Here is a 26,763-nt window from a genome sequence, read left to right on the forward strand (position 1 = left end):
GGGTAGTAAACGATCGTAAAAATGGATTAGATATATTTAAATAACCTAAAAAACAGGTATGTGCTGATGATTTCGCTGCGACAGGTACAGGTGTTTCTGGCGGTGGCAGAGCAGGGATCGACCACGGCAGCGGGTGAAGCGATCGCGCTGTCGCAGTCAGCGACCAGTGCGGCCCTGGCCGAGCTGGAGCAGCGCCTGGGCGTCGAGCTGTTCGATCGCGTCGGGCGCAAGTTGGTGCTGAACGGCAATGGTCGTGTGTTCTATCCTGAGGCGCGCCAGTTGCTGACCCAGTCAGAGCAGATGACGCGTCTGTTCTCCGACCGGGGCGGCCGGCTCCAGCTCGGTGCCAGTACCACCATCGGTAACTACCTGTTACCCAGGCTACTGGCGCAGTTGCCGACGGGGCAGACCGGTGCCCAGGTCAGCATCGCCAACACCGGCGACATTGCCGAGCAGGTGGCACGTTGTGAGCTTGAACTGGGCTTGGTCGAGGGCAGCGTGCAACATCCGGATCTCAGCGTGAAACAGTGGCGTCGGGACGAGATGCTGATAGTGGCGGCCGCTGGATCAGCCTGGCTGCGATCGGATATGGCGGATGCCGAGTTGGCGGCGGCGCCCTGGATCGTGCGCGAACGGGGCTCGGGTACCCGTAGCGTGGTGGAGCAGCAGCTGTTGGCAGGGTTGGACCGGGTCAACATAGCCTACGAACTGGGTAGTTCAGAAGCGATCCGCAGTGCCCTGCTGGCGGGGCTTGGAATCAGCTGTCTGTCGCGCCAGGTGGTGGCGCGGGAGCTGGATAGCGGCGAGCTGGTCGAGCTGGCGCCTGAGCGCAGGATCAGCCGCTGGTTTTACATCGTGCAGCATCGCCAGCGCCGGCAAACACCGGCACTGACGCGGTTTATCGAGCGCTGCCTGTCGCAGGTCGATGGCTTATCAGGTTAGAGCTGGCACTTGGCCAATGCCTGCTCCAGGTCGGTGGTCAGATCGTCGATATGTTCGATACCGATCGACAGCCGCACCATCTCCGGTGACACACCGGCCGAGGCCAGTTCGGCATCATTGAGCTGACGGTGGGTGGTCTCCGCCGGAATCGACGCCAACGACTTGCAGTCGCCGATGTTGACCAGTCGGGTGAACACCTCCAGCGCATCGTAGAAGCGGCGGGTACCTTCGCGGCCGGACTTGAGGCCGAAGCTGAGGATGCCGGACGACTTGCCGTTCATATATTTCTGCGCCAGAGCGTGATCCTTATGGCTCTCAAGGCCCGCGTACTTGACCCAGGTGACCGCCGGATGGTTCTCCAAATATTCGGCGACCTTCTGCGCGTTCTCGCAGATACGTTCCATGCGCAATGGCAGGGTTTCCAGCCCCTGCAGCAGCAGGAATACGTTCATCGGTGAGATTGCCGCGCCCATGTTTCGCAGCGGCACCACGCGGGCGCGGCCGATGAACGCCGCGGGTCCGAACGCTTCGGTGTAGACCACGCCGTGGTAGGAAGGGTCCGGCTCGTTGAGCAGCGCGAAGCGCTCCTTGTGGTCGGCCCAGGGGAATTTGCCGGAGTCGACGATCACCCCGCCGATCGAGTTGCCGTGGCCGCCGACATACTTGGTCGCGGAGATCACCACGATATCGGCACCCTGCTCGATCGGGCGCCACAGCGCCGGGCTGGGTACGGTGTTATCCACAATCACCGGCACACCCTGGCGGTGCGCCAGTTCGGCGATCCTCTCCATGTCGGCGATACCGCCGGAGGGGTTGCCGATGGTTTCGCAGAACACCGCCTTGGTGCGCGCGTCGATCAGCGACTCCATCTTGGCGAAATCGTCCTTGTTGACGAAGCGAACCTCGATCCCCTGGCGTGGCAGGGTGTGGGCGAACAGGTTGTAGGTGCCGCCATACAGCTCGCTGGTGGCGATGATGTTGTCACCCACCTCGCACAGGGTCTGGATGGCATAGGTTATGGCGGCCATGCCGGAGGCAACGGCCAGACCTGCGATGCCGCCCTCCATCGCCGCGACACGCTGCTCGAGCACATCGTTGGTCGGGTTCATGATGCGGGTGTAGATGTTGCCCGCCACCTTCAGGTCGAACAGATCGGCGCCGTGCTGGGCGTCGTCGAAGGCGTAGGAGGTGGTCTGGTAGATCGGCACCGCGACGGCCTTGGTCGTCGGGTCTGGGCTGTAACCGGCGTGAACGGCGAGGGTTTCCAGTTTCATCGGGGCGTCCTGTGCTTGTTATTTATTCTCGAACGCCTGAGTCTAGCACCGGATCTCGGTGCTTGTAGACGACCAAAGTCAGCAATTGGTGGCGCAGCGGGTTAAAATCGGCGGATTGATTGAGGAGAGCGTATGGCCAAGGCAAAAACCGCCTATGTCTGCAATGACTGCGGCGCTGATTACGGCAAGTGGCAGGGGCAGTGCACCGCCTGTCGGGCGTGGAATACGATCACCGAGGTGCGCATCGCCCAGGCGCCGGCTGGTGGTGCCCAGGCCGGGGTGCGCAGCGCGCGGTTCGACGGCTATGCCGGTGGCGCCGGCAAGGATCGGGTGGTCAGCCTCAGTGAGGTGGACCTGGAGGAGATGCCGCGCATCCCGACCAGCGTCGGCGAGCTGGATCGGGTGCTCGGTGGCGGTCTGGTGCCGGGCTCGGCGGTGCTGATCGGCGGTCATCCCGGTGCCGGCAAAAGTACCCTGTTGCTGCAGACCACCTGCTATCTGGCGGCGCAGATGCCGGCGCTCTATGTCACCGGCGAGGAGTCGCTGCAGCAGGTGGCGATGCGCGCCGCGCGTCTGGGGCTGAAGGCGGACCAGCTGAAGATGCTGTCGGAAACCGCGGTGGAGACCATCTGCGATGTCGCCGATCAGTTGAAGCCGAAGATCCTGGTAATCGACTCGATCCAGGTGATGCATGTGTCCGATGTGCAGTCGGCACCCGGTTCGGTATCCCAGGTGCGTGAGAGTGCCGCCTTCCTGACCCGTTATGCCAAGCAGACCGGCACGGTGCTGTTCCTGGTCGGTCATGTGACCAAGGATGGCAGCCTGGCCGGCCCCAAGGTGCTGGAGCATATGATCGACTGTTCGCTGCAGCTTGAGGGCTCCTCCGATAGCCGTTTCCGCACCCTGCGCAGCCATAAGAACCGTTTCGGTGCGGTCAACGAGTTGGGCGTGTTCGCCATGCTGGAAGCGGGGCTGAAAGAGGTGAAAAACCCCAGCTCGATCTTCTTGAGTCGCGGCGCCGAAGCCAGCCCCGGTAGCGTGGTCATCGTGGTCTGGGAGGGTACCCGGCCGCTGCTGGTGGAGTTGCAGGCGCTGGTGGATACCTCGCACCTGTCCAATCCGCGCCGGGTGGCGGTGGGCATGGATACCAACCGGCTGGCGATGCTGTTGGCAGTGCTGAACCGCCATGGCGGTCTGATGACCGGCGATCAGGATGTATTCGTCAACGTGGTCGGCGGGGTCAAGGTGCTGGAGACCAGTGCCGATCTGGCGCTGCTGCTGGCGGTGGTGTCCAGCTTTCGCGACCGGCCGCTGGGCCAGGATCTGGTGGTATTTGGTGAAGTGGGCCTCTCGGGTGAGATCCGTCCGGTACCCAACGGTCAGGAGCGGATACGCGAGGCCGCCAAACACGGTTTCAGGCGTGCCATCGTGCCGCGGAACAATGTGCCGAAGGAGCGTATCGACGGTATCGAGGTGGTGGCGGTGGACAAACTGTCCGATGCGCTGGATGCGATCTGAGGTAATAATCGGCCGGAAGCGATGGGCTAATTTGTCCAGCATCGCTTCCAGCTCGGAGCCATGTTCGCAAGGTACTGGATTTTTCTCAGGCGCCGTTACAGAGATACCCGCCATCGACTGGTAAGATGACACCGGTGATAAATCCAGCGGCTGGGCTGCTCAGGAACAGCGCGACACTGGCTACTTCTGCCGGTGCCCCATGGGCGTGCGTCCTGGAATTCGGACAGAGGTAACCTTGTCGGCTTTCAGACCCTCGCCCAGCGGCGTGTCGATCCAGCCAGGGGCGATGGCATTGACCCGAACTCCCTCGTTGGCATACTCCTCTGCTAGTGAATGCGTCAGCTGCACGATACCGCCTTTACTGGCGGCGTAGGCCGGTTGATCCTTGGAGCCAAAGGTACCGAACATAAAGGCCAGGTTGATGATGGAGCCGCCATTGTTCGCCAGCATGGGACGGGCGGTCTCGCTGGCAACCATGGCCGCGCGCAGGTTGACCGACAGTACCTTGTCGAACTGGTTGAGCTGATACTCATCTCGATCACGGCTGATGCCGGCACAGTTTATCAGGACCGCCAAACCGTCGGCGGCACCAATGCTGGACTGCAGAGCGTTGGTATCGGTCACGTCGAGTCGAGCAACTCGATATTCTGGTGACTGGGGGCGTGTTCGCTATTGGGATTCAGACCGGCTGCAATCACCTTGGCCCCGGCTTCGGCGTAGGCAAGGGCGCCCCAATACCCGAAGTGGCACCAGTGATAAAAACCGTTTTGCCAGACATGAAGCCGGCAGCAAAAACTGGGTTATCAGACATGAAATTGGTGCTCCTGTTCGTTGAGGGTTGGATTGGGATTAATCAGAACCTTGATCTGCTCCTTGCTGGAAAGCAGGGCATCAAAGCCTGCTCTCAGCGCGTTTTCCAGACCAACGGTGCGCGTCACGATCACCGACGGGTCAAATGCGCCTTCGGCAATGTGGCTTATAAGTGTCGGATAGACATTGCGGTAGCCGACCGAGGTTTGTAGGCGTACCTCACGGTTGACCAGATCAAAGGCATCCAGACTGATGTCGCCCATCAACCCGACCAGTACCACCTCGCCGCCTTTTTTGGCTGCCTGCAGCGCTGTGGTGAAGGTGGTCTGGCTACCCGCGGCTTCAAATACGCTGTCGTAGCCCCCGTCCGACAGTTGCTGAAGTTGCATTAGCAGGTCGGGTTGACGCCCGTCCAGTGTGTGTTGGGCACCAAGCTGCTGGGCTTTATGCAGTCGCTCTGGACTGACGTCGACAGCACAGATGTCGGTAATGCCGCGTAGCCGCGCCAGCATGATCAGCAGTAGCCCGATCGGGCCAAGGCCGATCACCAGACAGCGACTGCCGGGTTTGAGCGCACTGCGATTGAGCGCATGCTCGGCCACGGCAGACGGTTCCAGCACTGCAGCCTGACGATAGGAAACAGTGTCTGGCAGCCGGTGCAGCATATACTCCGGAACGGCCACCTGCTCCGCCATACCGCCGTCACCCATCAGACCGATGAAGCCCATCGATTCGCATAGGTTGTAATCGCCGGACTTGCAGTAGCGACACGTCTGACAGCGGTACTCCGGCTCAATCGCCACCCGGTCGCCGACCTTGACAGTACTGACCTGGTCGCCGACCGCCACCACCTGGCCACAGAATTCGTGGCCGAGAGTCAGCGGTGCCTGATGTCCCGATACCGGGTGCATGGCCCCACATGGAATTGCGTGAGGTCCATCCTGATATTCGTGCAGGTCGCTGCCGCAAATACCGCAGTAGGCAACCTGCACCAGCACTTCGTTGTCCTTATGGACGGCGTTTGGAACATCACTGAGACGAATGTCCTGAGCGCCGTACCAGCGTAATACTTTCATGGGTTCTCCTTCTCAGATACACGTCAGGCTGATGGTTGGGAAACCGCCAGGTTGCGTCGCGCCAGTACTGCAGGGGCGGTTTCCTTCAGCATCAGGGACAACAGTGAGGCGACAATGGCAGCACCACTGCTGACGAACATGACGATCTGCAGGCCGTATTGATCCGCTGCAAAGCCGGCCAGTGTGGGTGAACCAAAGCCACCCACCAGTTCGCCGATGCCCATGATAAGACCCAGGGCGGTGGCAATCTGCCCGCGCGAGACGGTTTCAGCTGGAATCGTGGCCATAAACAGGGTGAAGCAACCCAGGCCGGTGTAGGTCAGAATCACCAGCACGCCCATCATCAGAGGCGTTTCGGTATACAGCAGTACCATTGGGCAACAGGCCGCCAGCAAGGTGAATATCACCAGTGTAGGCTTGCGACCCAGTCGGTCTGACACGCCAGGCACAACGAAGCCCCAGATCACCCAGGCTACCCCCAGACAGCTCATGATGGTGCCCATAGTGCTGGGTTCAAAACCGCGAACATTGACCAGGAATGTCGGCGTGAAAGAGATCAGTACTACGAACCAGGTCAGGTAGAAGCAGCTGATGAGGGTACACAGCAAAATATTGCGGTTGGACAGCAGCGCCGCGTAGGCTTTGATGCCACGTGGCCTGGGTGCGTCCTGATTATCCTGGTGCGCGGCTGTCTGCGTGCGGCTGTCAGCATCCGGTTTAACGTACTTCCAGATCAGGAAGGCGATGATGAGGCCAGGTATCAGGGACAGGATAAAGGCCTGGCGCCAGCCCCAGGCCTCGGCCATGGCGATCATCACCGGAGGCCCGATCACCGCACCCAGCAAGCCAGCGGCCGACCCCTGCAACAGACCCATGTTCAGGCCGCGACGATGCGGCGATGACGACTCCACCATCAGCGACTGGGAGATCGGCAAAATAGGCCCTTCGGCCAGTCCCATCACGGCACGGAACGCCAGCAGGCTGATAAAGCCAGTGACCATGCCCGATAGTGCAGAGCACAGCGAAAACAGTATTACGGCCATGACCAACAGAGGTTTGCGCTTGCCGATACGATCCGACCAGGCCCCAACCAGAGCGCCCGACAGTGCCCAGGCCAGTGCTAGAACTGATGACAACAACCCCAGGTGGCTGTTGCTGAGATGCAGTTCGTCCGCCATGAAGGGGAACAGAAAGGACAGCGCCAGTCGGTCAAAAAATACGAACCCGAAGGTCAGAAACAGAACGCTGAGCAGAATATTCTCGTAATTGGAGTATTTATTGTTATTCACCATGGTGTTCTCCAGACCGCACGCAGCCGAATACAGCGCGCGGTGCGCGTAAGGGATGAAATGGACGGTGACTAGCGGAACAGGGTATCCACGTAGTCGGCGCCAATGCCAACTTTCGCGTAGTGCTCGCGGCACATGGCGATGTAATCGTGAACATCGAAGTAACCTTCTGGTTCGCCCTTATCGTCGAGCCAGATCAGCGGGCCTTTGACGATAAAAAAGGCGCGCATGGGATCTTCGTGTTCATAGGCAACCAGGGTGTGGCCCTCTCCCGGCGTTTCATAGACGAAGTCGCCGGCGGTGGCGGTCCAGTCGTGCTCGAGGTAGCCCCATTTGCCTGAGATGGTGAAAGCAAACACTTCATGGGGATGGTAGTGGCGGTTGACCAAACCGGCGCTGCTGGCCATCAGGATGTCGCACCAGCGATTTTCGGTGGGTGAGATCCACAGAGGTCGGGAAAAAACGGTTTCCGTGAACGGCACGTAATACTTCGGATCGTCGATGGGCGCGTTGGGTATATACACTTCCGGCTTGGCGTCCGGTTTGAAGAAGTTGGGAATGGCCGGGATGTCTTTCCAGAATTCCGATGTGGCGAGCTCTGGCATATCAGTACCTTCGAGGTTGTTGTTATTGGAACGGCCAGTCTAGGGCGAGGCAAAGTTGCCGGTTTGTGGAAATCAGACGTGATGTTTGCGGTTTTCGGACACGGCTGACGTAAATGAAGCCAGTACTCCGCTCTGATCATTGACGTGGATCAAGCTTTTGCGGTTAATTGACAGCAGCCGTAAAGTGAATAGAGACGTAGCGATAGCCAGCCAGGCTGGCTTCGGAGATTAATAACAATGAATCACTCAACGACTCTCACCGTCCAGAAAGCCTCTACTATGAATGTGGCCCCAGAGCAGAGACTCCAGTACTGGGACCAGTTCAATGCAAATCACTTTGTTGGTATCCGCAGCTCTTCTTACGTGCCAGAGGGACTGTCCGCAACGCAGCAAAGCCTGCACATGGACGACATGAAAGTGAGCTGGATAGAAGGTAATGGCCATGTGGTTGAACGGGATCAGGCACTCGTTCGTGCTGTGCCGAAGGAGTCAGTTCTGGTCTCGATCGGCATGGGCAAAAATGCCTTTTTCTATCAGGGCAAGGACTGCGCGATGCTCGATGACCAGTATGCTTTGCTCTATCGCACCGACAAACCCTATCTGGTGGGCTTTACCAATCAGATGAGCCAACTCACCATCGATATTCCTTTTGAAAAATTTCGGCAGCGTTGCCAGCGCGACCTTGATAGCCCGCTACGTATTGATACAGAAGACCGTTTGGTCAAGTTGTTGATTCGCAACTTGTGTCGCCAGGTCATTCTTTTCATGCAGGCACCGGATGCCGATGAGGCTGAAGCATTCCAGCGTAAAGCTTGGCGGCTGATTGAGGCCATGTTGGGGAGGCAGGAGTCAACGAGCGACGGGTCATCCGTCGCTTTGCATCATCGGCTGATGGCCAAGCAGTACATGGATGAGCATTTGAGCAGACCTGACCTGGGAGTCGAAGAGGTGGCTGCTGCATTGGGAATTTCTGGCCGCCATCTGAACCGCCTGTTTTCTGAAGAGGAATTAACACCGCATCAGTACCTTCTGGAGCAGCGTTTGCAGCTGGCGTGGAATCTGTTAACGCATCCTAGCCGTCATGGATATGGTATTGCCGACGTGGCTTACCAGTGTGGATTTTCCAGTCAGGCCCATTTCGCACGGGTATTCCGCCGGCACTTTGGGCTGACGCCAACCGATGCGCGGCAGAAAAACGCTTGCCAGCCTCCCTGCTGAGCAACAGCGCAGATGTTCAGTTTCAGAGGCTGGCCTAATGGGCAGGTTCTGATGTTATTTGGCGGGGTGGTGGCTGTAGATAAACTCGCCGATGCCTAGGACGCGTTATGAGCCTTAACCGGCGTCCGGGAACAGCGCTTCCAGTTCACGCTCGAGCATCGCCTCGTCACCGAGGTTGAGCTCCACCAACCTACGCAGATGGCTGATGCTCTCGATATCCATGTCGCCTGCGCGGAAACCGTACTGGGTTCCGCTGAGATGAGTCACCGAACCGGGCATGCGGATCAGGATGTCGCTGGCCAGATAGATGTGCAGCTCGGCTTCGCCCTGCAGCTCCAAGGCTAGCGGGCGGGAGGACTCGATCAGCGCACCGCGCAGCGATATATCGACCAGTTGCACCTCGGCAGGGCCCGCCGCGGAGTGCAGCTCGCAACCGGCGTCAAACCGGATACGGCTGAAGCGGCGGCGTTCATCTTGGGTGGCGGTCACGTTCTCTCCTCGCTAATCCGTCAGGGGTGCAGCCATGTTAGTACAACCGGCTTTGGCCGGAAAAGGCTTCTGTGCAGATCTATGGCCTGGATCATGCCTTTTTAAGCCAAAAAGCGCTATCGTGATCCGTTTTCGTCAACCAGCGTAGGGATGCGGGAAGGATGTGGCAAAAAATGCTCGATGTACTTTCACTTGCGCGTCACACGCGTTATTTCAATCAAACGCGGAGCTTTTTGATCTTCCAGCGAATCAGGCTGCTGACCCTGCTGCTGGCAGTGCTGCAGACCGGCTGGGTCCTGGTCGACCAGCTGTTGTTGCCCACTCAGATACAAGCGCCGATCGCCCTCGGGCGCTTCGTTTCCGGGGTGGCGTTGCTGGCGCTGCTGTTCTGGTACCAGAGACCCTATGATCTGCGCTTTGCGTTGGCGCGGCTGTTTCTGCTGCTGGCGATCCTGTCGGCGTTTCAGACCTGGAGCAATCTGCTGCTACTCGACGCCGGGCATATGTCCGCCGTAGCTGGATATCAGTTCTTTCCCTTCATGATCGTGACCATGCTGGCGATCTTCCCGCTGACCATCGTCGAAGTGAGCGTGGTCACCGCTGTGGTGATCCTGGTCGAACTGGTGACCCAGATATCGACCCAGAGAGTGGGGATGATCGACGAGATCAACGACCTCTGGCTGCTGCTGGTGCTGGGTGTCATCGCCGGTTGGGCCGCGGTCAACCAGCTGTCGATGCTGCTGGGCCTGTATCGTCAGGCCACGCGCGATGCGCTGACCGGGTTGGCCAACCGGCGCCAGGTGATGGAGCAGCTCGAGGGGGATGTGGAGTATGCCCGCGAGCGGGGTGAGTCGATCTCGATCCTGCTATTCGACCTGGACAAGTTCAAGGGCTTCAACGACAACTACGGTCATGCTGCCGGCGACATTGTACTCAAGCAGTTTGCCAAGATCCTGCGCAAACAGGCACGGGGCAAGCGTGATCTGGCCGGACGTTTTGGCGGCGAGGAGTTTCTGACCATTCTGCCCGGTGCGGATGGTGCGGCTGCCTGTATTGCGGCAGAGGAGGTCTGCAACAGCTGTCGTCAAACCCGGGTCAGGATCCCCAGCGGTGAGGTGGTTGGTTTCACCACCAGTATCGGTATCGCTACCCTTGAACCGGGTGAATCCTCTTCGGAACTGCTGCGCCGCGCGGACGAGGCACTCTATCTGGCCAAGGCCAGGGGGCGGGATGGTTATCGGCTAGCGGGAGCGGAGGATGTGGATAGTGCGGCTACCGCGGCGAAGTCGGTAGCGGAGAGGGAACCGGCGCTGCTCGTTGACTGAGCCGCGCCGGTGTTGAGCGGGATCAGCTCATGCGCTTGTACTTGATGCGCTCCGGCTGGTGGTCCTTGCCGTAGCGGCGCTTGTAGTCCTCGGCGTACTCGGTGTAGTTGCCCTGGAAGAACTCCACCTTCGATTCACCCTCGTAGGCGATCATGTGGGTGCAGATACGGTCGAGGAACCAGCGGTCGTGCGAGATCACCACGGCACACCCGGGGAATGCCAGCAGCGCTTCCTCGAGCGCACGCAGGGTCTCGATATCCAGGTCGTTGGTCGGCTCGTCGAGCAGCAGCACGTTGCCGCCCTCTTTCAGCAACTTGGCCATGTGCAGGCGGTTGCGCTCACCCCCGGACAGGTCCTTGACGAACTTCTGCTGGTCGGAACCCTTGAAGTTGAAGCGACCGCAGTAGGCGCGCGCCGGGGTCTGATAGGTGCCGACGGTGATGATATCCTGGCCGTCGGAGATCTCCTGGAACACGGTGTTGTTGCCGTTCAGCTCGCGGGACTGGTTGACGTAGGCCAACTGCACGGTGGAACCCAGCTCGACCTCGCCGGAGTCCGGCTTCTCCTCGCCGGTGATCATCTTGAACAGGGTCGACTTACCGGCACCGTTGGGGCCGATGATGCCGACGATGGCACCGGGCGGAATCGAGATGTTCAGGTTCTCGAACAGCAGCTTGTCGCCGAACGACTTGGTCACGTCCTTCAGCTCGATCACCTTGTCACCCAGGCGTGGGCCGGGCGGAATGTAGATCTCCTGGGTCTCGTTGCGCTGCTGGAACTCGCGGGAGTTCATCTCTTCGAACGCCTTCAGTCGCGCCTTGGATTTGGTCTGACGGCCCTTGGCACCCTGGCGAACCCACTCCAGCTCCGATTTCATCGCCTTGATATGAGCAGCTTCGGACTTGGCTTCCTGCTCCAGACGCTGCTCCTTCTGCTCCAGCCAGCTGGAGTAGTTACCCTCCCAGGGGATACCGCGCCCGCGGTCCAGCTCCAGAATCCAGCCGGCAGCGTTGTCGAGGAAGTAACGGTCGTGGGTGATCGCCACCACGGTTCCGGGGTACTCCTGCAGGAAGCGCTCGATCCAGGCGATCGACTCGGCGTCCAGGTGGTTGGTCGGTTCGTCCAGCAGTAGCATATCCGGGTGATCGAGCAGTAGGCGGCACAGTGCCACGCGGCGGCGCTCACCACCGGACAGGTGCTCGACTTTGGCGTCCCAGGGCGGCAGACGCATGGCATCGGCGGCGCGCTCCAGCGCCTGGTCCAGGTTGTGACCGTCTTTCGCGGTGATCAGGTTCTCCAGTTCCGCCTGTTTCTTCGCCAGTTCGTCGAAGTCGGCATCCGGGTCGGCGTAGGCGGCATAGACCTGGTCCAGCTCGGCCAACGCGTTCTTCACGTCGGCCACCGCCTCTTCGATGATCTCGCGTACGGTCTTGGAGTTGTCGAGCTCCGGCTCCTGCGGCAGGTAGCCGACCTTCATGTTCGGCATCGGCCGTGCTTCGCCGATGTAGTCCTTGTCGACGCCGGCCATGATCCGCAGCAGGGTAGATTTACCCGCACCGTTCAGACCCAGCACACCGATCTTGGCGCCGGGAAAGAAGGACAGGGAGATATCTTTGAGAATTTCGCGCTTCGGCGGTACCACCTTGCCGACGCGGTTCATCGTGTATACGTACTGGGCCATCCAGACGAACCTCTGGTTTTGATATCGGTGAAATAAAACGGATAGGTGAATTCTACCCGTACGGAAAAGTGAAAGCCATTTGCGCCCGGTCAATCCCTGAGCTGGCGAAGGCACGGACCGCTTTCTATATTCAGGTTGGATAGTGCAGGGGGGCGCGATGCTCCAGCTGCATAACCTGATAACAACAGCTAAATAGGGGGTGATCTTATGGCCAAGAATCTGACCCGTTTCGGCAGTCTGTTCGACGATACGTTTTTCGACGATCTGTTTCGGCCGCTGGCTGTGCGCGGCAGTGGCGAGAAGGTGCCGGCTATCGATGTCCACGAAACCGATACCGAGTACAAGGTATCCGTCGACCTGCCGGGCGTGAAGAAAGAGGATATCCAGGTCAGCCTGGAAAACGGCATCCTCAGCGTTAAGGCGGAAACCCGCCGCGAAGAGAAAGAGGAGAAAGAGGGCAAGCTGATCCGTCAGGAGAGGCATATCGGCCAGTTCCTGCGTCAACTCAGTGTCGGTGCCGATGTGGATCCGGCTGCAGTGAAGGCCAGCTTCAATGATGGCGTTTTGGCGTTGACCCTGCCCAAGCGCGCTAAAGAGGCGCCCGAAGGCGTCAATATCTCCGTCGAATAGGGTTACAGAAACCATGCGGCGAGGCTCCCTCGCCGCATGAATTTCCCTCCTACCCGACTGACAGCTTTTCACGTGCCACGCGGTTAGTTTTTCGACTATAATGCTCGCCTTTTCACGGCCGTTCAGGTCAGTAGGCCGCATCAGGTCTGCTGCCGGTGCCGACGACGTTGCTCAATCAGGGGACAGTAATGTTTAGCAAAGATATGTCTATCGCCAGCTTCGACTCGGATCTCTGGTCTGCCATGCAGTCCGAAGTGACCCGCCAGGAGGAGCACATCGAGCTGATCGCTTCCGAGAACTACACCAGCCCGCGTGTTATGGAAGCCCAGGGCTCCGCGCTGACCAACAAGTATGCGGAAGGCTATCCCGGCAAGCGTTACTACGGCGGCTGTGAATATGTCGATATCGTCGAAGAGCTGGCCATCGAACGTGCTAAAGAACTGTTCGGCGCCACTTTTGCCAACGTCCAGCCGCACTCCGGCTCCCAGGCCAACGCCGCTGTCTACATGGCCCTGTGCCAGCCGGGCGACACCGTTCTGGGCATGAGCCTGGCCCACGGTGGCCACCTGACCCACGGCGCTGCGGTATCTTTCTCCGGCCGTATCTACAATGCCGTTCAGTACGGCCTGAACCCGGAAACCGGCGAGATCGATTACGCCGAGGTCGAGCGTCTGGCGCTTGAGCACAAGCCGAAGATGATCGTGGCCGGTTTCTCCGCCTACTCCCGCATCATCGACTGGGCCAAGTTCCGCGAGATCGCCGACAAGGTGGGTGCTTACCTGTTCGTCGATATGGCGCACGTTGCCGGTCTCGTCGCGGCCGGACAGTACCCGTCACCGATGCAGTATGCCGATGTCGTTACCACCACTACGCACAAGACCCTGGGCGGTCCGCGCGGTGGTCTGATCCTGTCTGCACGCGCTGATGAAGAGCTGCAGAAGAAGCTGAACTTCGCCGTGTTCCCGGAATCCCAGGGCGGCCCGCTGATGCACATCATCGCGGCCAAGGCTGTGTGCTTTAAAGAGGCACTGGAGCCGGAGTGGAAGGAGTACCAGGCTCAGGTGGTGAAAAACGCCAAGGCGATGGTCAAGGTGTTCCAGGATCGCGGTTTTGACATCGTGTCCGGTGGTACCGACGATCACCTGTTCCTGGTCGATCTGGTCAGCAAGGACGTTACCGGTAAGGATGCGGACGCCGCACTGGGCCGCGCTTACATCACCGTGAACAAGAACGCGGTGCCGAACGATCCGCGCTCTCCGTTCGTGACCTCCGGTCTGCGTATCGGAACCCCGGCGGTTACCCGTCGCGGCTTCAAGGAAGCGGAAGTGACCGAACTGACCGGCTGGATCTGCGATGTCCTCGATGATATCAACAACGAGGACTGCATCGCGGCGGTCAAGGCCAAGGTGCTGGATATCTGCGCACGCTTCCCGGTGTACAAGTAACCGGAGCCTGCGAGGAGGCTGGAAACTTGTTCCCGGCCTCCCTAGAATAGCGAGGCGGCTTAACGGCCGCCTTTTTGTATCAGGGATGTACTTATCCCGCGAGCGCATGGATGCGTAGGAGCGGGGTTATATTGTATAAACGCTCTTTCTTTTCGGCTCGCGCCAAGGCGTGACCGACGCTCTTTATTCGAGGCTGAGGATGCATTGTCCCTTCTGTGGCGCTGGTGATACCAAGGTTGTCGACTCGCGATTGGTCGCCGAGGGGCAGCAGGTGCGTCGGCGGCGTGAGTGCGTCAAATGCCACGAACGTTTTACCACCTTCGAGGAAGCCGAGCTGGTGATGCCGCGGGTGATCAAGACCGACGGTACCCGGCAGCCGTTCGACGAGGCTAAGCTGCGCGCCGGTATCCTGCGCGCGCTGGAAAAGCGTCCGGTCAGTGTTGAAGCGGTAGAAGCCTGCCTGACCCGTATCAAACTGAAACTGCGCGCCACCGGCGAGCGAGAACTGCCCTCGCGTGAAATGGGCGAGGTGGTGATGGCGGAGTTGCGCAAGCTCGACCAGGTCGCCTATGTGCGTTTCGCCTCTGTTTACCGCAGCTTCCAGGATATCAATGAGTTCAGGGAGGAGATCGAGCGCCTCTCCGCCAACTCCGAACAGCCTGCCGACAAGGGGCAGAGCTGAATCATGTCCGCTTTCTCCAGTCTCGATCATCAGTTTATGGGCCGTGCTATCGTGTTGGCACGGCGCGGCCTCTATACCACCGATCCCAACCCCCGCGTCGGCTGCGTGCTGGTACGTGACGGCGAGATCGTCGGCGAGGGCTACCATATCCGGGCAGGAGAGGGGCATGCCGAGGTCAATGCGCTGCGCGTGGCCGGCGACAACGCCCGCGGTGCGACCGCCTATGTCACGCTCGAGCCCTGCAGCCACTTCGGCCGCACGCCGCCCTGTGCCGATACTCTGATCGAGGCCGGTATTAGGCGCATGGTCTGCGCCATGGTTGACCCCAATCCGGCGGTTGCCGGAAAGGGGTTGGACAAGCTGCGCGCGGCCGGTATCGAGGTCGCCAGCGGGCTGATGGAGCGCGAGGCGCGGGCACTGAATCCAGGTTTCATCAAACGGATGGAGCGGGGGTTGCCGCTGGTGCGGATCAAGCTGGCCAGCAGCGTCGACGGTCGTACGGCGATGGCCAGCGGCGAGTCCCAGTGGATCACCGGTCCCCAGGCTCGCAGCGATGTGCAACGTCTGCGCGCGCGCAGCTCGGCCATCGTCACCGGTATCGATTCGCTGCTGATCGATGACTCGTCGTTGACCGTGCGCGCAGATGAGCTGGGGTTGGAGCAGGCCGAACAGATCGCCGCTCGCCAGCCATTGCGTGTCGTGCTCGATACCGATCTGCGCATGCCTGTTGATGCCAAAATACTCTGCCAGCCGGGGCGTACACTCGTTGTTACCCGGAGTCGGGATGAGGAAAAGGCAGGGGCCCTGCAGGGTGCTGGCGCCGAGGTGATGGTGCAGGCAGGCGAGGGCAGGATCGACCTTCATACCCTGCTTGCGCATCTGGCCAAGCAGGAACAGTGCAACGAGTTGCTGGTCGAGTGCGGTGCCACCCTGGCCGGGGCATTCGTCAGTACCGGTCTGGTGGACGAGCTGATCCAGTATATGGCGCCTAAACTTTTGGGTAGCAGCGCGCGGCCGCTGCTGGAGCTGCCTCTGGAGCGTATGGCGCAACAGGTGCCACTGGCGCTGGCCGATATTCGTCATCTCGGCGCCGACTTGCGCCTGGATTGGCATGTGCTTGAAACCGACGGGAATCAGGAGCACTGATGTTTACGGGCATAATCGAAGCCATAGGCGAGATCGCCGATATCCGCATGGTGGATGGCGACATGCGGCTGCAGGTACGCACCGGTGATCTGGACCTGTCCGATGTAAAACTGGGCGACAGTATCGCCACCAACGGCGTCTGTCTGACCGCCGTGGCGCTGCCGGGTGACGGCTTTGTCGCCGACGTCTCCTGCGAGACGCTGACCCATACCCGCTTTCCGTCGCTGAAGGTGGGTGAGCGGGTCAATCTGGAGAAGGCGATGATGCCGACCAGCCGTTTCGGCGGTCATATCGTCACCGGCCACGTGGATGGTCTGGGCAAGGTGATCGATCGGCGCGACGATGCTCGCTCGGTCCGCCTGTGGATCCAGGCACCCAAGTCACTGCTGCGCTACATCGCGGCCAAGGGCTCGATCACCGTGGATGGCGTCAGCCTGACCGTGAACAGCCTGGAGGGTGACCGCTTCGGGCTCAATATCGTGCCGCATACGGCACAGGAAACCATTATCGATACGTACCGCGCCGGGCGGGAGGTCCATCTGGAGGTGGATATCATCGCCCGTTACCTGGAGCGTCTGATGGCGCCGGCGAGCGATGCCGACAACGCCACTGACGCCGGGAGCGGACTGACACTGGAAACACTGGCAGCGGCCGGTTTCATGCGCCGTTGAGCCGTGGGAGATGAACAGATGCAGATGAACACAACCGAAGAGATCATCGAGGATATCCGTCAGGGCAAGATGGTGATCCTGATGGATGACGAAGATCGTGAGAACGAGGGCGATCTGATCATCGCCGCCGAGATGGTGCGCCCTGAAGATATCAACTTCATGGCTACCCACGCCCGTGGTCTGATCTGCCTGACCCTGACCCGTAAGCGCTGCGAGCAGCTCAAGCTGCCGCTGATGGTGCAGAGTAACGGCGCCGCGTTCTCGACCAACTTCACCCTGTCGATCGAGGCGGCGACCGGCGTCACTACCGGTATCTCGGCGGCGGACCGCGCCCATACCGTACGCACCGCAGTACGCGCCGATGCCAAACCCGAAGATATCGTCCAGCCGGGTCATATCTTTCCGCTGATGGCACAGCCGGGCGGCGTACTGAGCCGCGCCGGTCACACCGAGGCGGGCTGCGATCTGGCCCGCCTGGCCGGTCTGAGCCCTGCAGCGGTGATCGTCGAGGTGATGAACGAAGATGGCACTATGGCGCGCCGTGCAGATCTGGAGAAGTTTGCCGCCAAGCACGGCCTGAAGATCGGTACCATCGCCGACCTGATCCACTACCGCGCCCTGAACGAGCACACCGTCGAGCGTGAGGATGAGGGGGTGTTGCAGACGGAGTATGGTGACTTCAACTACGCCGTCTACCGCGACGATATCCAGAACTGCACCCATTTGGCGCTGTACAAGGGCGAAATCAAGCGTGACGAGCCGACCCTGGTGCGTGTGCATATCCGCAGTGAAGTGCTGCGTGACGTGGTCGGTGTGGTGCCTGGCGAAGAGAAGAAGTGGACCATGCGCCGTGCGCTGGAGCGTGTGGCCGAGGAGGGCAAGGGCGTGGTGCTGCTGATCGATTCCGGCGTGCGGATCGACCTGGGCGATGCAATACGCAGCCTCACCAGCAATAGCTCTACCCGCTCCAAAGTGCGGGTCAGCGCTTCCGGTGCCTACCTGCAGGTGGGTACCGGGTCTCAGATTCTGCGGGAGCTGGGTGTGGGCAAGATGCGCCTGCTCAGCTCACCGATGAAGTTCAACGCGATCTCGGGCTTTGATCTCGAGGTCGAGGAATATATTGCCTGCGAACAGTAGAACAGGACTTACTCATGTCAGTAAAAGTGTATGAAGGCGACTTCGTCAGCGCCGATGGCAAGTACGCGATCATCGTCGGTCGCTTCAACTCCTTCGTGGTGGAAAGCCTGCTCGAAGGCGCACTGGACGCGCTCAAGCGTCACGGTGTGAAGGATGAAAACGTCCGCGTGGTACGCTGCCCCGGCGCTTTCGAAATCCCGCTGGTGGCCCAGCGCGTTGCGGCACAGAAGCAGGACGATGCGATTATCGCCCTGGGTGCAGTGATCCGTGGTGGTACCCCGCATTTCGAATATGTCTCCGCCGAGAGCTCCAAGGGCGTTGCCCAGGTCTCCATGGAGTACGGTATACCCGTAGCCAACGGTATCCTCACCGTCAACAGCATCGAGCAGGCGATCGAGCGTTCCGGTACCAAGGCAGGCAACAAAGGAGCTGAAGCCGCCCTCTCGGCGATCGAGATGGTCAGCCTTCTGCGTCAGCTCGAGGTCTGAACATGAGCGACACTCCGAGCCCGAAAAAGAACCGCAAGCCCTCGCTGACCGAACAGCGTCGCAGTGCCCGCCAGATGGCCTTGCAGGCGCTGTATCAGTGGCAGATGGCCGGTCAGCCGGTGAATGAGATCGAAGCCCAGTTTCGTGTCAACAACGACATGAGCGGTGTCGACGTCAAACTGTTCAGCCAGCTGCTGCGCGGTGTGGTCGAGGTACGCTCCGAGCTGGATCTGTGCTTCTCGCCCTTTCTGGACCGCACCATCGACGAGCTGGATCCGGTTGAGGTCAGTGTGCTGCGTATCGGCAGCTTCGAGCTGATGCACCGCATGGAGGTGCCGTACAGAGTGGCGATCAACGAGAGTGTTGAGCTGGCCAAGGTGTTCGGTGCCACCGATAGCCACCGTTACGTCAACGGGGTGCTGGACAAGGTTGCACAGAAAGTGCGCGCGGCCGAGGTGTCGGCGCGACGCTAGGTCGTGGCCGGAGGCGGTATCCCGTGGGCGAGTTCGAGCTGATCCGGCGCTATTTTGCCAGTGTTGCGCAATCGCGGCCTGATGTGGCGCTTGGCATCGGTGACGATTGTGCGCTGCTGGTGCCACAGGTTGACGGTGCGCAGCTGGCGGTGTCGATCGATACCCTGGTGGAGGGTACGCACTTTCTACCCGGTACCCGGGCCGATTACCTGGCGCAGCGGCTGCTCGGCGCGGCGGTCAGCGATCTGGCGGCGATGGCCGCCCGTCCCGCCTGGTTTACACTGGCGCTGACGCTGCCCGAGGCCTCACCCGAGTGGCTGGAGTCCTTCTCCAAAGCCTTGGCCGAGCGTGCGCAAGAGCTTGATATCGCGCTGGTTGGTGGCGACACCACCCGCGGGCCGTTGACGCTGAGCGTACAGGTGCATGGCTGGGTCGAACCCGATCGGGCGGTGAAACGCTCGGGGGCCCGGGAGGGTGACCTGATCCTGGTCAGCGGCACCCTCGGCGACAGTCGCGCTGGCTTGCAGACTCTGCTCGATGAGGAGCCGGAGCAGGCGTCGAACGCTTATCTGCGCCGACGATTCTATTGTCCTCAGCCGCGCATCGCGCTGGCCCGGGCGCTGGCGCCCTGGCTGCACAGTGGTATCGATATCTCTGACGGCCTGGTGGCCGATCTCGGCCATATCGCGCACAGCAGCGGTTTGGGTGCCTGCGTCGAGCTGGAGACACTGCCGCTGTCGGATCAACTGCTCGCCTACGCCGGTGTTGAACAGGCGCAGCGCTGGGCGCTCAGCGGCGGCGAGGATTTTGAACTGTGTTTGACCGCGGCACCCGAGCAGTTGCAGTACTGCCTGCGTGAAGCTGCAGCGCTGGGCATCCGCCTGAGCTGCATCGGCCGTATGCATGAGGGCCAGGGGGTACAGCTGTTGTTGCATGGCGAACCCTGCACGGCAGGCCCGGCCGGGTACGATCATTTTGGAGATGCACGATGAATCGGGTACCGTCGTCGGTCTGGCGCAATCCGGTGCACTTTTTGGCTTTCGGTTTCGGCAGTGGTGCCGCCCCCTGGGCACCGGGCACCTTTGGCACCCTGGCTGCGGTACCGCTCTGGTATCTGCTGGCCCAGCTGCCGCTGGCGACCTATCTGGCGCTGGTGCTGGCCGCCTTTGCCCTGGGTTGCTGGTTGTGTCAGCGCACCGCTGACGATATCGGCGTGCATGACCACGGCGGTATCGTCTGGGACGAGTTCGTTGGCTACTGGATCACGATGATCGCCGCTCCGGTAACGCCGTTATGGGCGCTGATCGGCTTCGTGCTGTTCCGCATCTTCGATATTGTGAAACCCTGGCCGATCCGTTGGGCCGATCGGCACGTAAAGGGAGGGTTGGGGATCATGTTGGATGACCTGATCGCCGGGGTGTTTGCCGCGCTCTGCCTGCAGGGGCTTAGGCTGTTGATATAGTTTAAGGGCGCAACTTGTTACAGTTCCAACTAGGGTATGGATTATAATACCGCCCCGCGCTGTGGCGCGGAGCGGGCGGACCGAATGACTGGGCCGCCATAACGAGGTAGATAGTGTGACCGTTCAGTATGTTGCCGATTCCAAACTGCCGACTCCCTGGGGAGTATTCACCATGGTCGGGTTTGAGGATAAAACCAGCGGCAAGGAGCATGTGGCTCTGGTATTTGGCGATGTCGATACCGAGGAGCCGGTGCTTGGCCGTATCCACTCCGAGTGCCTGACCGGCGACGCGCTGTTCAGCCTGCGCTGCGACTGCGGTTTCCAGCTCCAGGAGGCGTTGAAGCGGATCGCCGAAGAGGGGCGGGGCGTGTTGCTCTATCTGCGTCAGGAGGGCCGCGGCATCGGTCTGCTCAACAAGATTCGCGCCTACCATCTGCAGGACCAGGGCGCCGATACCGTGGAAGCCAACGAGCGTCTGGGCTTTGCCGCCGACATGCGTGATTACAGCATGTGCCTGCCGATGCTGCGCCATCTGGGCATACGCTCACTGCGGCTGATGACCAACAACCCGCGCAAGGTCAAGGCGCTGGAGCAGTACGGGATCAAGGTGGCTGGCCGTGAGCCGCTGCAGGTGGGCAAGAACAGCCACAACGAGCATTACCTGCAGACCAAGATGGGCAAGCTCGGCCATATGATGACCGAGGTACATTTCCAGGACGATAGCGAAAGTTAAACCGGCGAGTTAAGCGTTGGCTTAAGCGCTCAGTCGCTGCTCTATCGCGCGACGGATGCCATCGGCGTCCAATCCGCACTCCTTTAGCTGCTCTGCCCGCGAGGCGTGCTCGATCCAGCGATCAGGGACGCCGAGCAGCAGCAGCGGCGTATTCACTGTCTGCTGCTGCAGATACTCCGCCACCGCCGAGCCGGCGCCACCCATCAGGGCATGATCCTCCAGCGTCACCAGCAACTCATGGTCGGCGGCCAGGCGCTCGATCAGCTCGCTGTCCAGCGGTTTGACGAAGCGCATGTCGACCAGGGTCAGATCCAGCGCGTCGGCCACCGTTTGCGCGTTCGGCAACAGCGGACCGAAGTTGAGGATGGCGGCTCGGCTGCCCTCGCGCAGTACGCGGGCCCTGCCCGGTTCCAGGGCCGGTTGTGTCGGATCGATGGCGATACCGGTGCCGGATCCGCGCGGATAGCGTACCGCGGCCGGTCCCGGATGGTCATAGCCGGTCTTCAACATTTGATACAGCTCCTGCTCGTCGGCCGGCGTCATCAGCAGTATACCGGGCAGGCAGCGCATGAAGGCGAGATCGTATAGACCGGCGTGGGTGGCGCCATCCTCGCCGACCAAACCGGCACGATCTACTGTCAGCAGCACGTCCAGATCCTGAATTGCAATATCGTGTACCAGCTGGTCGTAGGCGCGCTGCAGGAAGGTGGAGTAGATCGCCAACACCGGCTTCATCCCCTGGCAGGCGAAACCGGCCGCCAGTGTTGCCGCGTGCTGTTCGGCGATGGCGACGTCGAAGTAGCGCTCGGGATACTGCTCGGAGAACGCGATCAGATCGGAACCTTCGCGCATCGCCGGGGTGATGCCGACCAGGCGATCATCCGCTGCCGCGGTGTCGCAGAGCCAGCGGCCGAAGATATTGCAGAATTTCTCTTGCTTGGGCTTCGGCGGTGCGCCCATGGGTTCGATCTTGGTTATCGCGTGGTAGCCGACCGGATCGGACTCGGCCGGTTCGAAGCCCTTGCCCTTCTGCGTGATCAGGTGCAGAAACTGTGGACCGGGGCTGTTCAACGCATGCTCAAGAGCCGGCAGCAGCTGATCAAAATCGTGGCCGTCCACCGGGCCGTGGTAGTCGAAGGTCAATGCGCCGAACAGGGCGCCGGTGGTGGCGCCGTCGAAACCGGGGCCGTCGAGAGTAGGCCTGGCCAGGCCCGGCTTGAGCTGGTCGGCGATATAGGTGGCCAATCCTCCCACGTTGGGTGAGATCGACATGTCGTTGTCGTTCAGGATCACCAGCATGTCGGCCCGGGTGTGGGCCGCGTGGCTCAGCGCCTCGAACGCCATACCGGCGGTCATTGCCCCGTCACCGATCACCGCGACCGCCTTGCGCTTGTCGCCGCGCAGGCGACTGGCCAGGGCCATGCCCAGTGCCGCGCTGATCGAGGTACTGGAATGACCGGTGCCGAAACAGTCGTACGGGTTTTCAGCCCGGCGCGGGAAGGGGGCCAGGCCGCCGCGCTGACGCATGCTCAGCATCTGCTCGCGGCGTCCGGTCAGAATCTTGTGTGGATAACACTGATGGCCCACATCCCAGACCAGATGGTCGCGCGGTGTGTCGAGCAGGTAGTGCAGGGCGATGGTTAACTCCACCACACCAAGACCGGCACCGAAATGGCCGCCGGTGACGCCGATACTGTAGAGCAGCCAGCCACGCAGCTCCTCCGCCAGCTGCGGTAGCTGCGCGGCGCTCAGTTGGCGCAGGTCGGACGGGGATCCGATCCGGTCCAGCAGTGGGGTCTGCGGACGCTGAGTGGGGAGTTGGCTGTGCATCAGTGGTCGCGGGTAACGATAAAGTGGGCCAGGGAAGCAAGCGGGGCGGCGGCGACGCCGAATGGCTTCAGCGCCTCGAGTGCGGCTTCGTATAGCTGGTTCAGTTTCGTGCGCGCACCGTCGACCCCGAGCAGGGCCGGATAGGTCGGTTTGTTCTGCGCCTCGTCGGAACCCTGCGGTTTGCCCAGGGTCAGGGTTGTGCCCTCGATATCGAGCAGGTCGTCCTGCACCTGGAAGGCCAGGCCGATGGCGTCGCCATAGCGCTGCAGGGCGTCGAGCAGTTCGCTGTCCTGGCAGCCGGCGGCCGTCGCGCCGAGCATGACCGATGCGGTGATCAGGCGGCCGGTCTTATGCGCGTGCATCGCCTGCAGCTGGGACAGGGTCAAACGGTCGCCGACATGCGCGAGATCGAACGCCTGGCCCATCACCATGCCGTGGGAACCGCTGGCTCGGGCCAGAATGCGGATCAGCTGCAGTGCGCGGTTCGGGTCGATATCGCCGCCGGCAGTGCTGAGCAGCTCGAACGCGAAGCACTGCAGGGCATCACCGGCGAGGATCGCGGTCGCCTCATCGAAGGCAATATGGCAGGTGGGATGGCCACGGCGCAGCTCGTCGTCATCCATCGCCGGCAGGTCGTCGTGCACCAGTGAATAGCAGTGGATCGCTTCGATGGCGGCCGCCGCACGGTCCGCTTGCTCGGCCGTGCCGCCGCAGAGCAAACAGCTCATATACACCAGGGCCGGACGTATGCGTTTTCCGCCGCTGAGCAGGGCGTAGCGCATGGCGTCGATCAACCGGGGTTCGATGCAGCTTTCAGGGATCAGGTAGAGCTCGAGGTTGCGTTCAACGCGGGTCGCCCACTGCGCCAGTTGCTGTTGCAGCTCCACGATCAGCCGTCCTGCTCTTCAGCGAACGGGCGGGCCTTGAACTCACCCTGCTGCTCGATCAACACCTGCACCTTCTGCTCGGTCTGGTCGAGGATGCTCTGGCATTCGCGGGTCAGCTTGACCCCCTGCTCAAAGGCTTTCAGTGCCTCTTCGATCGGCAGGTCGCCCTGCTCCATGCGTTCGACAACCGCTTCGAGCTGTGCCAGGGATTGTTCAAAATCGGGTGTCTTCGCAGTGCGGGCCATAGTCGGTTCGGGGGCTTGTTTAACAGGGCTGTCAACTTAACCAACTGCTCGCCGGGGGTCAATCGATATGCTTAATCGGATAGCCGTACGAAAGCAGGTTAGACCAAAGATCGCCTATGTTCAGTACGTGTACAGTGCAGCAAATCTGGTATCATCGCCTACATCTGTTTGAACCTGGTCCATCAGTCAAGGATTAAGGAGTATTTTAGTGGATCTGGCGACACTCGTAGGCTTGATCGGTGCATTGGGTATCATTATCTCCGCCATGGTGCTGGGCGGAGATTTCGGGATTTTTGTCAACGTTCCCTCCATGTTGATCGTGTTCGGCGGCAGCTTGATGGTGGTACTGATCAAGTTCACGCTGCCGCAGTTCCTCTCCGCAGGCAAGGTGGCGGCCAAGGCGTTCATGTTCAAGTCGGTGTCACCGGAAGAGATCATCGCCGAGACCGTCGAGTTGGCCGATGCCGCGCGCAAGGGCGGCCTGCTGTCGCTGGAGGAAAAGGAGGTATCGACGCCGTTTATGCAGCGGGGGATTCAGCTGCTGGTGGATGGCCATGATCCTGAGGTGGTCAAATCCTTGCTGCACAAGGAAGCGAACCTGACCAACGAGCGTCACGAGTTTGGCGCCAAGATATTCAAGGCGATTGGCGATGTGGGCCCGGCGATGGGGATGATCGGTACCCTGGTCGGTCTGGTGCAGATGCTGTCCAACATGTCCGACCCCAAATCGATCGGCCCGGCGATGGCCGTAGCGCTGCTGACCACCCTCTATGGCGCGATGCTGGCGACCTGCGTGGCGCTACCGATCTCCGACAAGCTTGATAACCGCAAGGATGAGGAAGCGCTCAACCAGGCACTGATCATCGATGGTCTGTTGGCGATCCAGGCGGGCCAGAACCCGCGAGTGATTGAACAGATGCTGCGTAACTACCTGCCCGAAAAAGTGCGTGAGAAGGCTGAGGCCTGAGAGAGTTAAATGAGCGACGAGCAGCAGAAATGTAAATGCCCGCCGCCGGGCGCCCCGGCATGGATGGCGACCTTCTCTGACCTGATGTCGCTGTTGATGTGTTTCTTCGTGCTGCTGCTCTCGTTTTCCGAGATGGACGTACTGAAGTTCAAACAGCTGGCCGGCTCCATGCGTGAAGCCTTCGGTGTGCAGAACCAGATCAAGGTGGAGGATATCCCCAAGGGTACCTCCATCATCGCTCAGGAGTTCAGCCCCGGGCGGCCCGAGCCGACGCCGCTGAACGAGGTGCGGCAGATGACGATCAATAACGACATGAACACCCTCGATGTGCGCTCGGAGGAGGGTGAATCCAGCGTTCAGGATAAGCTGCAGGGGATCGAGCAGATGATCCGCATGCAGGAGGAACAGGCCAAACGGGAGGCGGTGCAGTTTGCCGAGGTGCTGGCGCAGGAGATAGGCGACGGCGCTGTCGAGGTAGAGACCGACGGCACTAAACTGATCATCCGCGTCAAGGAAAAGGGCTCCTTCGATTCCGGCTCCGCTGAACTTAAGTTTGCCTATATTCCGGTGATCGCCAAGATTCGCGATGTGCTGATCGACATCAGCGGTCGCGTGGCGATCGAGGGGCATACCGATAACATCCCCTACTCTGGCAATCGCTTCAGTTCCAACTGGGATCTGTCCGCGGCCCGCGCGCTGGCGGTGGCCGAGGAGCTGTTCTCGGATGCACGCATCGATCAGTCCCGGTTTCAGGTCAGCGGTTATGCCGACAGCAAGCCGCTGGTGCCGAACAATACCGCGGACAATCGAGCCCGTAACCGTCGTGTCGAGATCGTGATCCAGAAGGGCAGTGACAAGGAGGTGCTGGAGCGTCTGCAGTCACGACCGGATGGGGATACTGAAGGACAGGGGTTGAGGCCCGGTGAGATCTTCTAATCGCCGTTGAACAGGGCAACAAAAAACCGCCGCTGCAGTGCAGGGGCGGTTTTTTGTTATTGGTGCAGCTGAATTACTTGGAGTTATCCAGCATGTACTGGATGACACTCTTCAGCTCATCGTCGGAACAGTCCATGCAGGTGCCCATCGGCGGCATGGCGTTGAGGCCGGACTTGGCAGAAGCCAGCAGGCCATCGATGCCTTTCTCGGCACGCGGAGCCCAAGCGGCAGCGTCACCTACAATCGGTGCGCCGGCAATGCCTGCTGCGTGGCATACGGAACACTTGGTGTTGTACAGCTCTTCGCCGGTACGTTCTGCCATGGCAGCAGCCGGGGCCAGCAGGGCAGCAGCAGCTGCCAGAATCATCACTTTTTTCATTTTGTATTTCCTTTGACAGTGCAATCGACGGAGAGTCCGCCAAACCAGAAGCAGGGCTTAAGTTTAGGTACGCCCCCTGATCGAGTAAATAGCGCTAAAGTGGTGAATAGTGCCTGAATGAACAGAAATTGATCTGGGACTGTCTCGGGAGTCGGGTTCAGCGGCTGTGCAAACTCATGGCGTAGGTGGCCTGGCTGTGCAGATTGCGATCATGCTGGCGCTGGCGCATATGTTCCTGATACTGCGCCAGGGCTTGCTCGACCAGATCCGCAGGGGCCTGCAGGTGACGCAGGTCGTCGGCGGAGTATCCGCGTTTGAGCAAGCGGTGAAGCTCTTCTGTGGTGTGATGTTCAATATTCATTCTATTTTTCCTCTCTTATTCAGCAAGCATTTAACGTTCCCAAGGTGTCAACTTTGTTGCAGCC

Annotated in this window: 28 protein-coding genes and 1 pseudogene; 17 read left to right on the forward strand and 12 right to left on the reverse strand. The window is 60.5% G+C overall.

What is annotated here, in order from left to right; all coding sequences use genetic code 11:
- The first annotated feature begins 66 nt into the window (after window positions 1–66).
- A complete protein-coding gene (locus IEX40_RS13055) occupies window positions 67–942 on the forward strand; it encodes a LysR family transcriptional regulator (RefSeq protein WP_188748967.1) in 876 nt (291 codons plus the stop codon).
- Here IEX40_RS13055 and IEX40_RS13060 read toward each other — a convergent pair.
- Window positions 939–2,216, reverse strand: coding sequence for an O-acetylhomoserine aminocarboxypropyltransferase/cysteine synthase family protein (locus tag IEX40_RS13060; RefSeq protein WP_188748969.1), 1,278 nt, complete (start codon window positions 2,214–2,216; stop codon window positions 939–941). The two genes, IEX40_RS13055 and IEX40_RS13060, sit on opposite strands and share 4 nt — an antisense overlap.
- A gap of 132 nt (window positions 2,217–2,348) precedes the next feature.
- On the opposite strand from IEX40_RS13060, the gene radA reads away from it, so the two are divergent.
- Window positions 2,349–3,734 carry a DNA repair protein RadA gene (gene radA, locus IEX40_RS13065; RefSeq protein ID WP_188748971.1) on the forward strand — a complete coding sequence of 462 codons (1,386 nt, stop codon included), beginning with the start codon at window positions 2,349–2,351 and terminating at the stop codon, window positions 3,732–3,734.
- Between the two features lie 85 nt (window positions 3,735–3,819).
- Here the strand turns inward: radA and IEX40_RS22110 are convergent.
- From IEX40_RS22110 to IEX40_RS13085, 4 genes and pseudogenes are all read right to left on the reverse strand, one after another.
- Window positions 3,820–4,370: pseudogene (locus IEX40_RS22110) on the reverse strand (SDR family NAD(P)-dependent oxidoreductase); the annotation flags it as partial.
- Between the two features lie 167 nt (window positions 4,371–4,537).
- On the reverse strand, window positions 4,538–5,620 hold the full coding sequence (locus IEX40_RS13075) for a 2,3-butanediol dehydrogenase (protein ID WP_188748973.1): 1,083 nt from the start codon (window positions 5,618–5,620) through the stop codon (window positions 4,538–4,540).
- Between the two features lie 23 nt (window positions 5,621–5,643).
- Complete coding sequence (locus IEX40_RS13080) at window positions 5,644–6,912, reverse strand: MFS transporter (RefSeq protein ID WP_188748975.1); 1,269 nt, start codon at window positions 6,910–6,912, stop codon at window positions 5,644–5,646.
- Between the two features lie 68 nt (window positions 6,913–6,980).
- Entirely contained in the window at window positions 6,981–7,514 is a 534-nt protein-coding gene (locus IEX40_RS13085; RefSeq protein ID WP_188748976.1) for a 2,4'-dihydroxyacetophenone dioxygenase family protein, read from the reverse strand.
- A gap of 237 nt (window positions 7,515–7,751) precedes the next feature.
- On the opposite strand from IEX40_RS13085, the gene IEX40_RS13090 reads away from it, so the two are divergent.
- The gene (locus IEX40_RS13090; protein ID WP_188748979.1) at window positions 7,752–8,732 is read left to right on the forward strand and encodes a helix-turn-helix domain-containing protein; all 981 of its coding nucleotides are present in this window, start codon (window positions 7,752–7,754) and stop codon (window positions 8,730–8,732) included.
- A 114-nt stretch (window positions 8,733–8,846) separates the two neighbouring features.
- Here IEX40_RS13090 and IEX40_RS13095 read toward each other — a convergent pair whose 3' ends face one another.
- The gene (locus IEX40_RS13095; protein ID WP_188748980.1) at window positions 8,847–9,221 is read right to left on the reverse strand and encodes a PilZ domain-containing protein; all 375 of its coding nucleotides are present in this window, start codon (window positions 9,219–9,221) and stop codon (window positions 8,847–8,849) included.
- Window positions 9,222–9,454: 233 nt separating this feature from the next.
- Here IEX40_RS13095 and IEX40_RS13100 point away from each other — a divergent pair, with 233 nt between their 5' ends.
- Window positions 9,455–10,546: a GGDEF domain-containing protein gene (locus IEX40_RS13100; RefSeq protein ID WP_229680754.1), complete on the forward strand. Its 1,092-nt coding sequence runs from the start codon at window positions 9,455–9,457 to the stop codon at window positions 10,544–10,546.
- 22 nt (window positions 10,547–10,568) lie between these two features.
- Here the strand turns inward: IEX40_RS13100 and ettA are convergent, their stop codons facing one another.
- Window positions 10,569–12,227 carry an energy-dependent translational throttle protein EttA gene (gene ettA / locus IEX40_RS13105; protein ID WP_188748985.1) on the reverse strand — a complete coding sequence of 553 codons (1,659 nt, stop codon included), beginning with the start codon at window positions 12,225–12,227 and terminating at the stop codon, window positions 10,569–10,571.
- A gap of 207 nt (window positions 12,228–12,434) precedes the next feature.
- Here ettA and IEX40_RS13110 point away from each other — a divergent pair, with 207 nt between their 5' ends.
- From IEX40_RS13110 to ribA, 11 genes are all read left to right on the forward strand, one after another.
- Window positions 12,435–12,857, forward strand: coding sequence for an Hsp20/alpha crystallin family protein (locus IEX40_RS13110; protein ID WP_188748987.1), 423 nt, complete (start codon window positions 12,435–12,437; stop codon window positions 12,855–12,857).
- A 188-nt stretch (window positions 12,858–13,045) separates the two neighbouring features.
- Entirely contained in the window at window positions 13,046–14,302 is a 1,257-nt protein-coding gene (glyA, locus tag IEX40_RS13115) for a serine hydroxymethyltransferase (protein ID WP_188748989.1), read from the forward strand.
- Between the two features lie 199 nt (window positions 14,303–14,501).
- A complete protein-coding gene (gene nrdR / locus IEX40_RS13120; RefSeq protein ID WP_188748991.1) occupies window positions 14,502–14,984 on the forward strand; it encodes a transcriptional regulator NrdR in 483 nt (160 codons plus the stop codon).
- A gap of 3 nt (window positions 14,985–14,987) precedes the next feature.
- Window positions 14,988–16,130, forward strand: a complete 1,143-nt coding sequence (gene ribD, locus IEX40_RS13125; protein WP_188748992.1) for a bifunctional diaminohydroxyphosphoribosylaminopyrimidine deaminase/5-amino-6-(5-phosphoribosylamino)uracil reductase RibD — start codon at window positions 14,988–14,990, stop codon at window positions 16,128–16,130.
- On the forward strand, window positions 16,130–16,801 hold the full coding sequence (locus tag IEX40_RS13130; RefSeq protein ID WP_188748994.1) for a riboflavin synthase: 672 nt from the start codon (window positions 16,130–16,132) through the stop codon (window positions 16,799–16,801). The genes ribD and IEX40_RS13130 overlap by 1 nt, the downstream gene beginning before the upstream one ends.
- An 18-nt stretch (window positions 16,802–16,819) precedes the next feature.
- A complete protein-coding gene (gene ribBA / locus IEX40_RS13135; protein WP_188748996.1) occupies window positions 16,820–17,938 on the forward strand; it encodes a bifunctional 3,4-dihydroxy-2-butanone-4-phosphate synthase/GTP cyclohydrolase II in 1,119 nt (372 codons plus the stop codon).
- Between the two features lie 14 nt (window positions 17,939–17,952).
- The gene (gene ribH / locus IEX40_RS13140; RefSeq protein WP_188748998.1) at window positions 17,953–18,426 is read left to right on the forward strand and encodes a 6,7-dimethyl-8-ribityllumazine synthase; all 474 of its coding nucleotides are present in this window, start codon (window positions 17,953–17,955) and stop codon (window positions 18,424–18,426) included.
- 2 nt (window positions 18,427–18,428) lie between these two features.
- A complete protein-coding gene (gene nusB, locus IEX40_RS13145; RefSeq protein ID WP_188749000.1) occupies window positions 18,429–18,899 on the forward strand; it encodes a transcription antitermination factor NusB in 471 nt (156 codons plus the stop codon).
- 23 nt (window positions 18,900–18,922) lie between these two features.
- Window positions 18,923–19,891, forward strand: a complete 969-nt coding sequence (thiL, locus tag IEX40_RS13150; protein WP_188749002.1) for a thiamine-phosphate kinase — start codon at window positions 18,923–18,925, stop codon at window positions 19,889–19,891.
- Window positions 19,888–20,361: a phosphatidylglycerophosphatase A family protein gene (locus IEX40_RS13155; RefSeq protein WP_188749004.1), complete on the forward strand. Its 474-nt coding sequence runs from the start codon at window positions 19,888–19,890 to the stop codon at window positions 20,359–20,361. The genes thiL and IEX40_RS13155 overlap by 4 nt, the downstream gene beginning before the upstream one ends.
- Window positions 20,362–20,476: 115 nt before the next feature.
- Window positions 20,477–21,094, forward strand: a complete 618-nt coding sequence (ribA, locus tag IEX40_RS13160) for a GTP cyclohydrolase II (RefSeq protein ID WP_188749005.1) — start codon at window positions 20,477–20,479, stop codon at window positions 21,092–21,094.
- A gap of 21 nt (window positions 21,095–21,115) precedes the next feature.
- On the opposite strand, the gene dxs is transcribed toward ribA, so the two are convergent.
- Genes dxs through IEX40_RS13175 form a run of 3 tightly spaced genes read right to left on the reverse strand, consistent with a single transcriptional unit; the run spans window position 21,116 to window position 24,056 of the window.
- On the reverse strand, window positions 21,116–22,924 hold the full coding sequence (gene dxs, locus IEX40_RS13165; protein ID WP_188749007.1) for a 1-deoxy-D-xylulose-5-phosphate synthase: 1,809 nt from the start codon (window positions 22,922–22,924) through the stop codon (window positions 21,116–21,118).
- A complete protein-coding gene (locus IEX40_RS13170) occupies window positions 22,924–23,811 on the reverse strand; it encodes a polyprenyl synthetase family protein (RefSeq protein ID WP_188749009.1) in 888 nt (295 codons plus the stop codon). Before IEX40_RS13170 ends, dxs begins: the two co-directional genes overlap by 1 nt.
- Before the next feature lie 2 nt (window positions 23,812–23,813).
- Entirely contained in the window at window positions 23,814–24,056 is a 243-nt protein-coding gene (locus tag IEX40_RS13175) for an exodeoxyribonuclease VII small subunit (protein ID WP_188749010.1), read from the reverse strand.
- 208 nt (window positions 24,057–24,264) lie between these two features.
- Here IEX40_RS13175 and pomA point away from each other — a divergent pair, with 208 nt between their 5' ends.
- The gene (gene pomA / locus IEX40_RS13180) at window positions 24,265–25,023 is read left to right on the forward strand and encodes a flagellar motor protein PomA (RefSeq protein ID WP_188749012.1); all 759 of its coding nucleotides are present in this window, start codon (window positions 24,265–24,267) and stop codon (window positions 25,021–25,023) included.
- Between the two features lie 9 nt (window positions 25,024–25,032).
- Window positions 25,033–25,959 (forward strand): flagellar motor protein MotB, encoded by a 927-nt coding sequence (locus tag IEX40_RS13185; RefSeq protein ID WP_188749015.1) that lies wholly within the window; start codon window positions 25,033–25,035, stop codon window positions 25,957–25,959.
- Between the two features lie 73 nt (window positions 25,960–26,032).
- Here the strand turns inward: IEX40_RS13185 and IEX40_RS13190 are convergent, their stop codons facing one another.
- Both IEX40_RS13190 and IEX40_RS13195 read right to left on the reverse strand, forming a co-directional pair.
- Window positions 26,033–26,338 carry a c-type cytochrome gene (locus IEX40_RS13190; RefSeq protein WP_188749017.1) on the reverse strand — a complete coding sequence of 102 codons (306 nt, stop codon included), beginning with the start codon at window positions 26,336–26,338 and terminating at the stop codon, window positions 26,033–26,035.
- 157 nt (window positions 26,339–26,495) lie between these two features.
- The gene (locus IEX40_RS13195) at window positions 26,496–26,699 is read right to left on the reverse strand and encodes a hypothetical protein (RefSeq protein WP_188749021.1); all 204 of its coding nucleotides are present in this window, start codon (window positions 26,697–26,699) and stop codon (window positions 26,496–26,498) included.
- Window positions 26,700–26,763: the final 64 nt, after the last annotated feature.

The sequence above is a fragment of the Marinobacterium zhoushanense genome (assembly GCF_014641945.1).
Classification (GTDB): Bacteria; Pseudomonadota; Gammaproteobacteria; order Pseudomonadales; family Balneatricaceae; genus Marinobacterium_D; species Marinobacterium_D zhoushanense.

Bases quoted from the DNA above. Each gene is read 5' to 3' on its own strand.
- IEX40_RS13055 (WP_188748967.1), top strand. From the start codon at position 67: ATGATTTCGCTGCGACAGGTACAGGTGTTTCTGGCGGTGGCAGAGCAG.
- IEX40_RS13060 (WP_188748969.1), bottom strand. From the start codon at position 2,216: ATGAAACTGGAAACCCTCGCCGTTCACGCCGGTTACAGCCCAGACCCG.
- radA (WP_188748971.1), top strand. From the start codon at position 2,349: ATGGCCAAGGCAAAAACCGCCTATGTCTGCAATGACTGCGGCGCTGAT.
- IEX40_RS13075 (WP_188748973.1), bottom strand. From the start codon at position 5,620: ATGAAAGTATTACGCTGGTACGGCGCTCAGGACATTCGTCTCAGTGAT.
- IEX40_RS13080 (WP_188748975.1), bottom strand. From the start codon at position 6,912: ATGGTGAATAACAATAAATACTCCAATTACGAGAATATTCTGCTCAGC.
- IEX40_RS13085 (WP_188748976.1), bottom strand. From the start codon at position 7,514: ATGCCAGAGCTCGCCACATCGGAATTCTGGAAAGACATCCCGGCCATT.
- IEX40_RS13090 (WP_188748979.1), top strand. From the start codon at position 7,752: ATGAATCACTCAACGACTCTCACCGTCCAGAAAGCCTCTACTATGAAT.
- ettA (WP_188748985.1), bottom strand. From the start codon at position 12,227: ATGGCCCAGTACGTATACACGATGAACCGCGTCGGCAAGGTGGTACCG.
- IEX40_RS13110 (WP_188748987.1), top strand. From the start codon at position 12,435: ATGGCCAAGAATCTGACCCGTTTCGGCAGTCTGTTCGACGATACGTTT.
- glyA (WP_188748989.1), top strand. From the start codon at position 13,046: ATGTTTAGCAAAGATATGTCTATCGCCAGCTTCGACTCGGATCTCTGG.
- nrdR (WP_188748991.1), top strand. From the start codon at position 14,502: ATGCATTGTCCCTTCTGTGGCGCTGGTGATACCAAGGTTGTCGACTCG.
- ribD (WP_188748992.1), top strand. From the start codon at position 14,988: ATGTCCGCTTTCTCCAGTCTCGATCATCAGTTTATGGGCCGTGCTATC.
- IEX40_RS13130 (WP_188748994.1), top strand. From the start codon at position 16,130: ATGTTTACGGGCATAATCGAAGCCATAGGCGAGATCGCCGATATCCGC.
- ribBA (WP_188748996.1), top strand. From the start codon at position 16,820: ATGCAGATGAACACAACCGAAGAGATCATCGAGGATATCCGTCAGGGC.
- ribH (WP_188748998.1), top strand. From the start codon at position 17,953: ATGTCAGTAAAAGTGTATGAAGGCGACTTCGTCAGCGCCGATGGCAAG.
- nusB (WP_188749000.1), top strand. From the start codon at position 18,429: ATGAGCGACACTCCGAGCCCGAAAAAGAACCGCAAGCCCTCGCTGACC.
- IEX40_RS13155 (WP_188749004.1), top strand. From the start codon at position 19,888: ATGAATCGGGTACCGTCGTCGGTCTGGCGCAATCCGGTGCACTTTTTG.
- dxs (WP_188749007.1), bottom strand. From the start codon at position 22,924: ATGCACAGCCAACTCCCCACTCAGCGTCCGCAGACCCCACTGCTGGAC.
- IEX40_RS13175 (WP_188749010.1), bottom strand. From the start codon at position 24,056: ATGGCCCGCACTGCGAAGACACCCGATTTTGAACAATCCCTGGCACAG.
- IEX40_RS13185 (WP_188749015.1), top strand. From the start codon at position 25,033: ATGAGCGACGAGCAGCAGAAATGTAAATGCCCGCCGCCGGGCGCCCCG.
- IEX40_RS13190 (WP_188749017.1), bottom strand. From the start codon at position 26,338: ATGAAAAAAGTGATGATTCTGGCAGCTGCTGCTGCCCTGCTGGCCCCG.
- IEX40_RS13195 (WP_188749021.1), bottom strand. From the start codon at position 26,699: ATGAATATTGAACATCACACCACAGAAGAGCTTCACCGCTTGCTCAAA.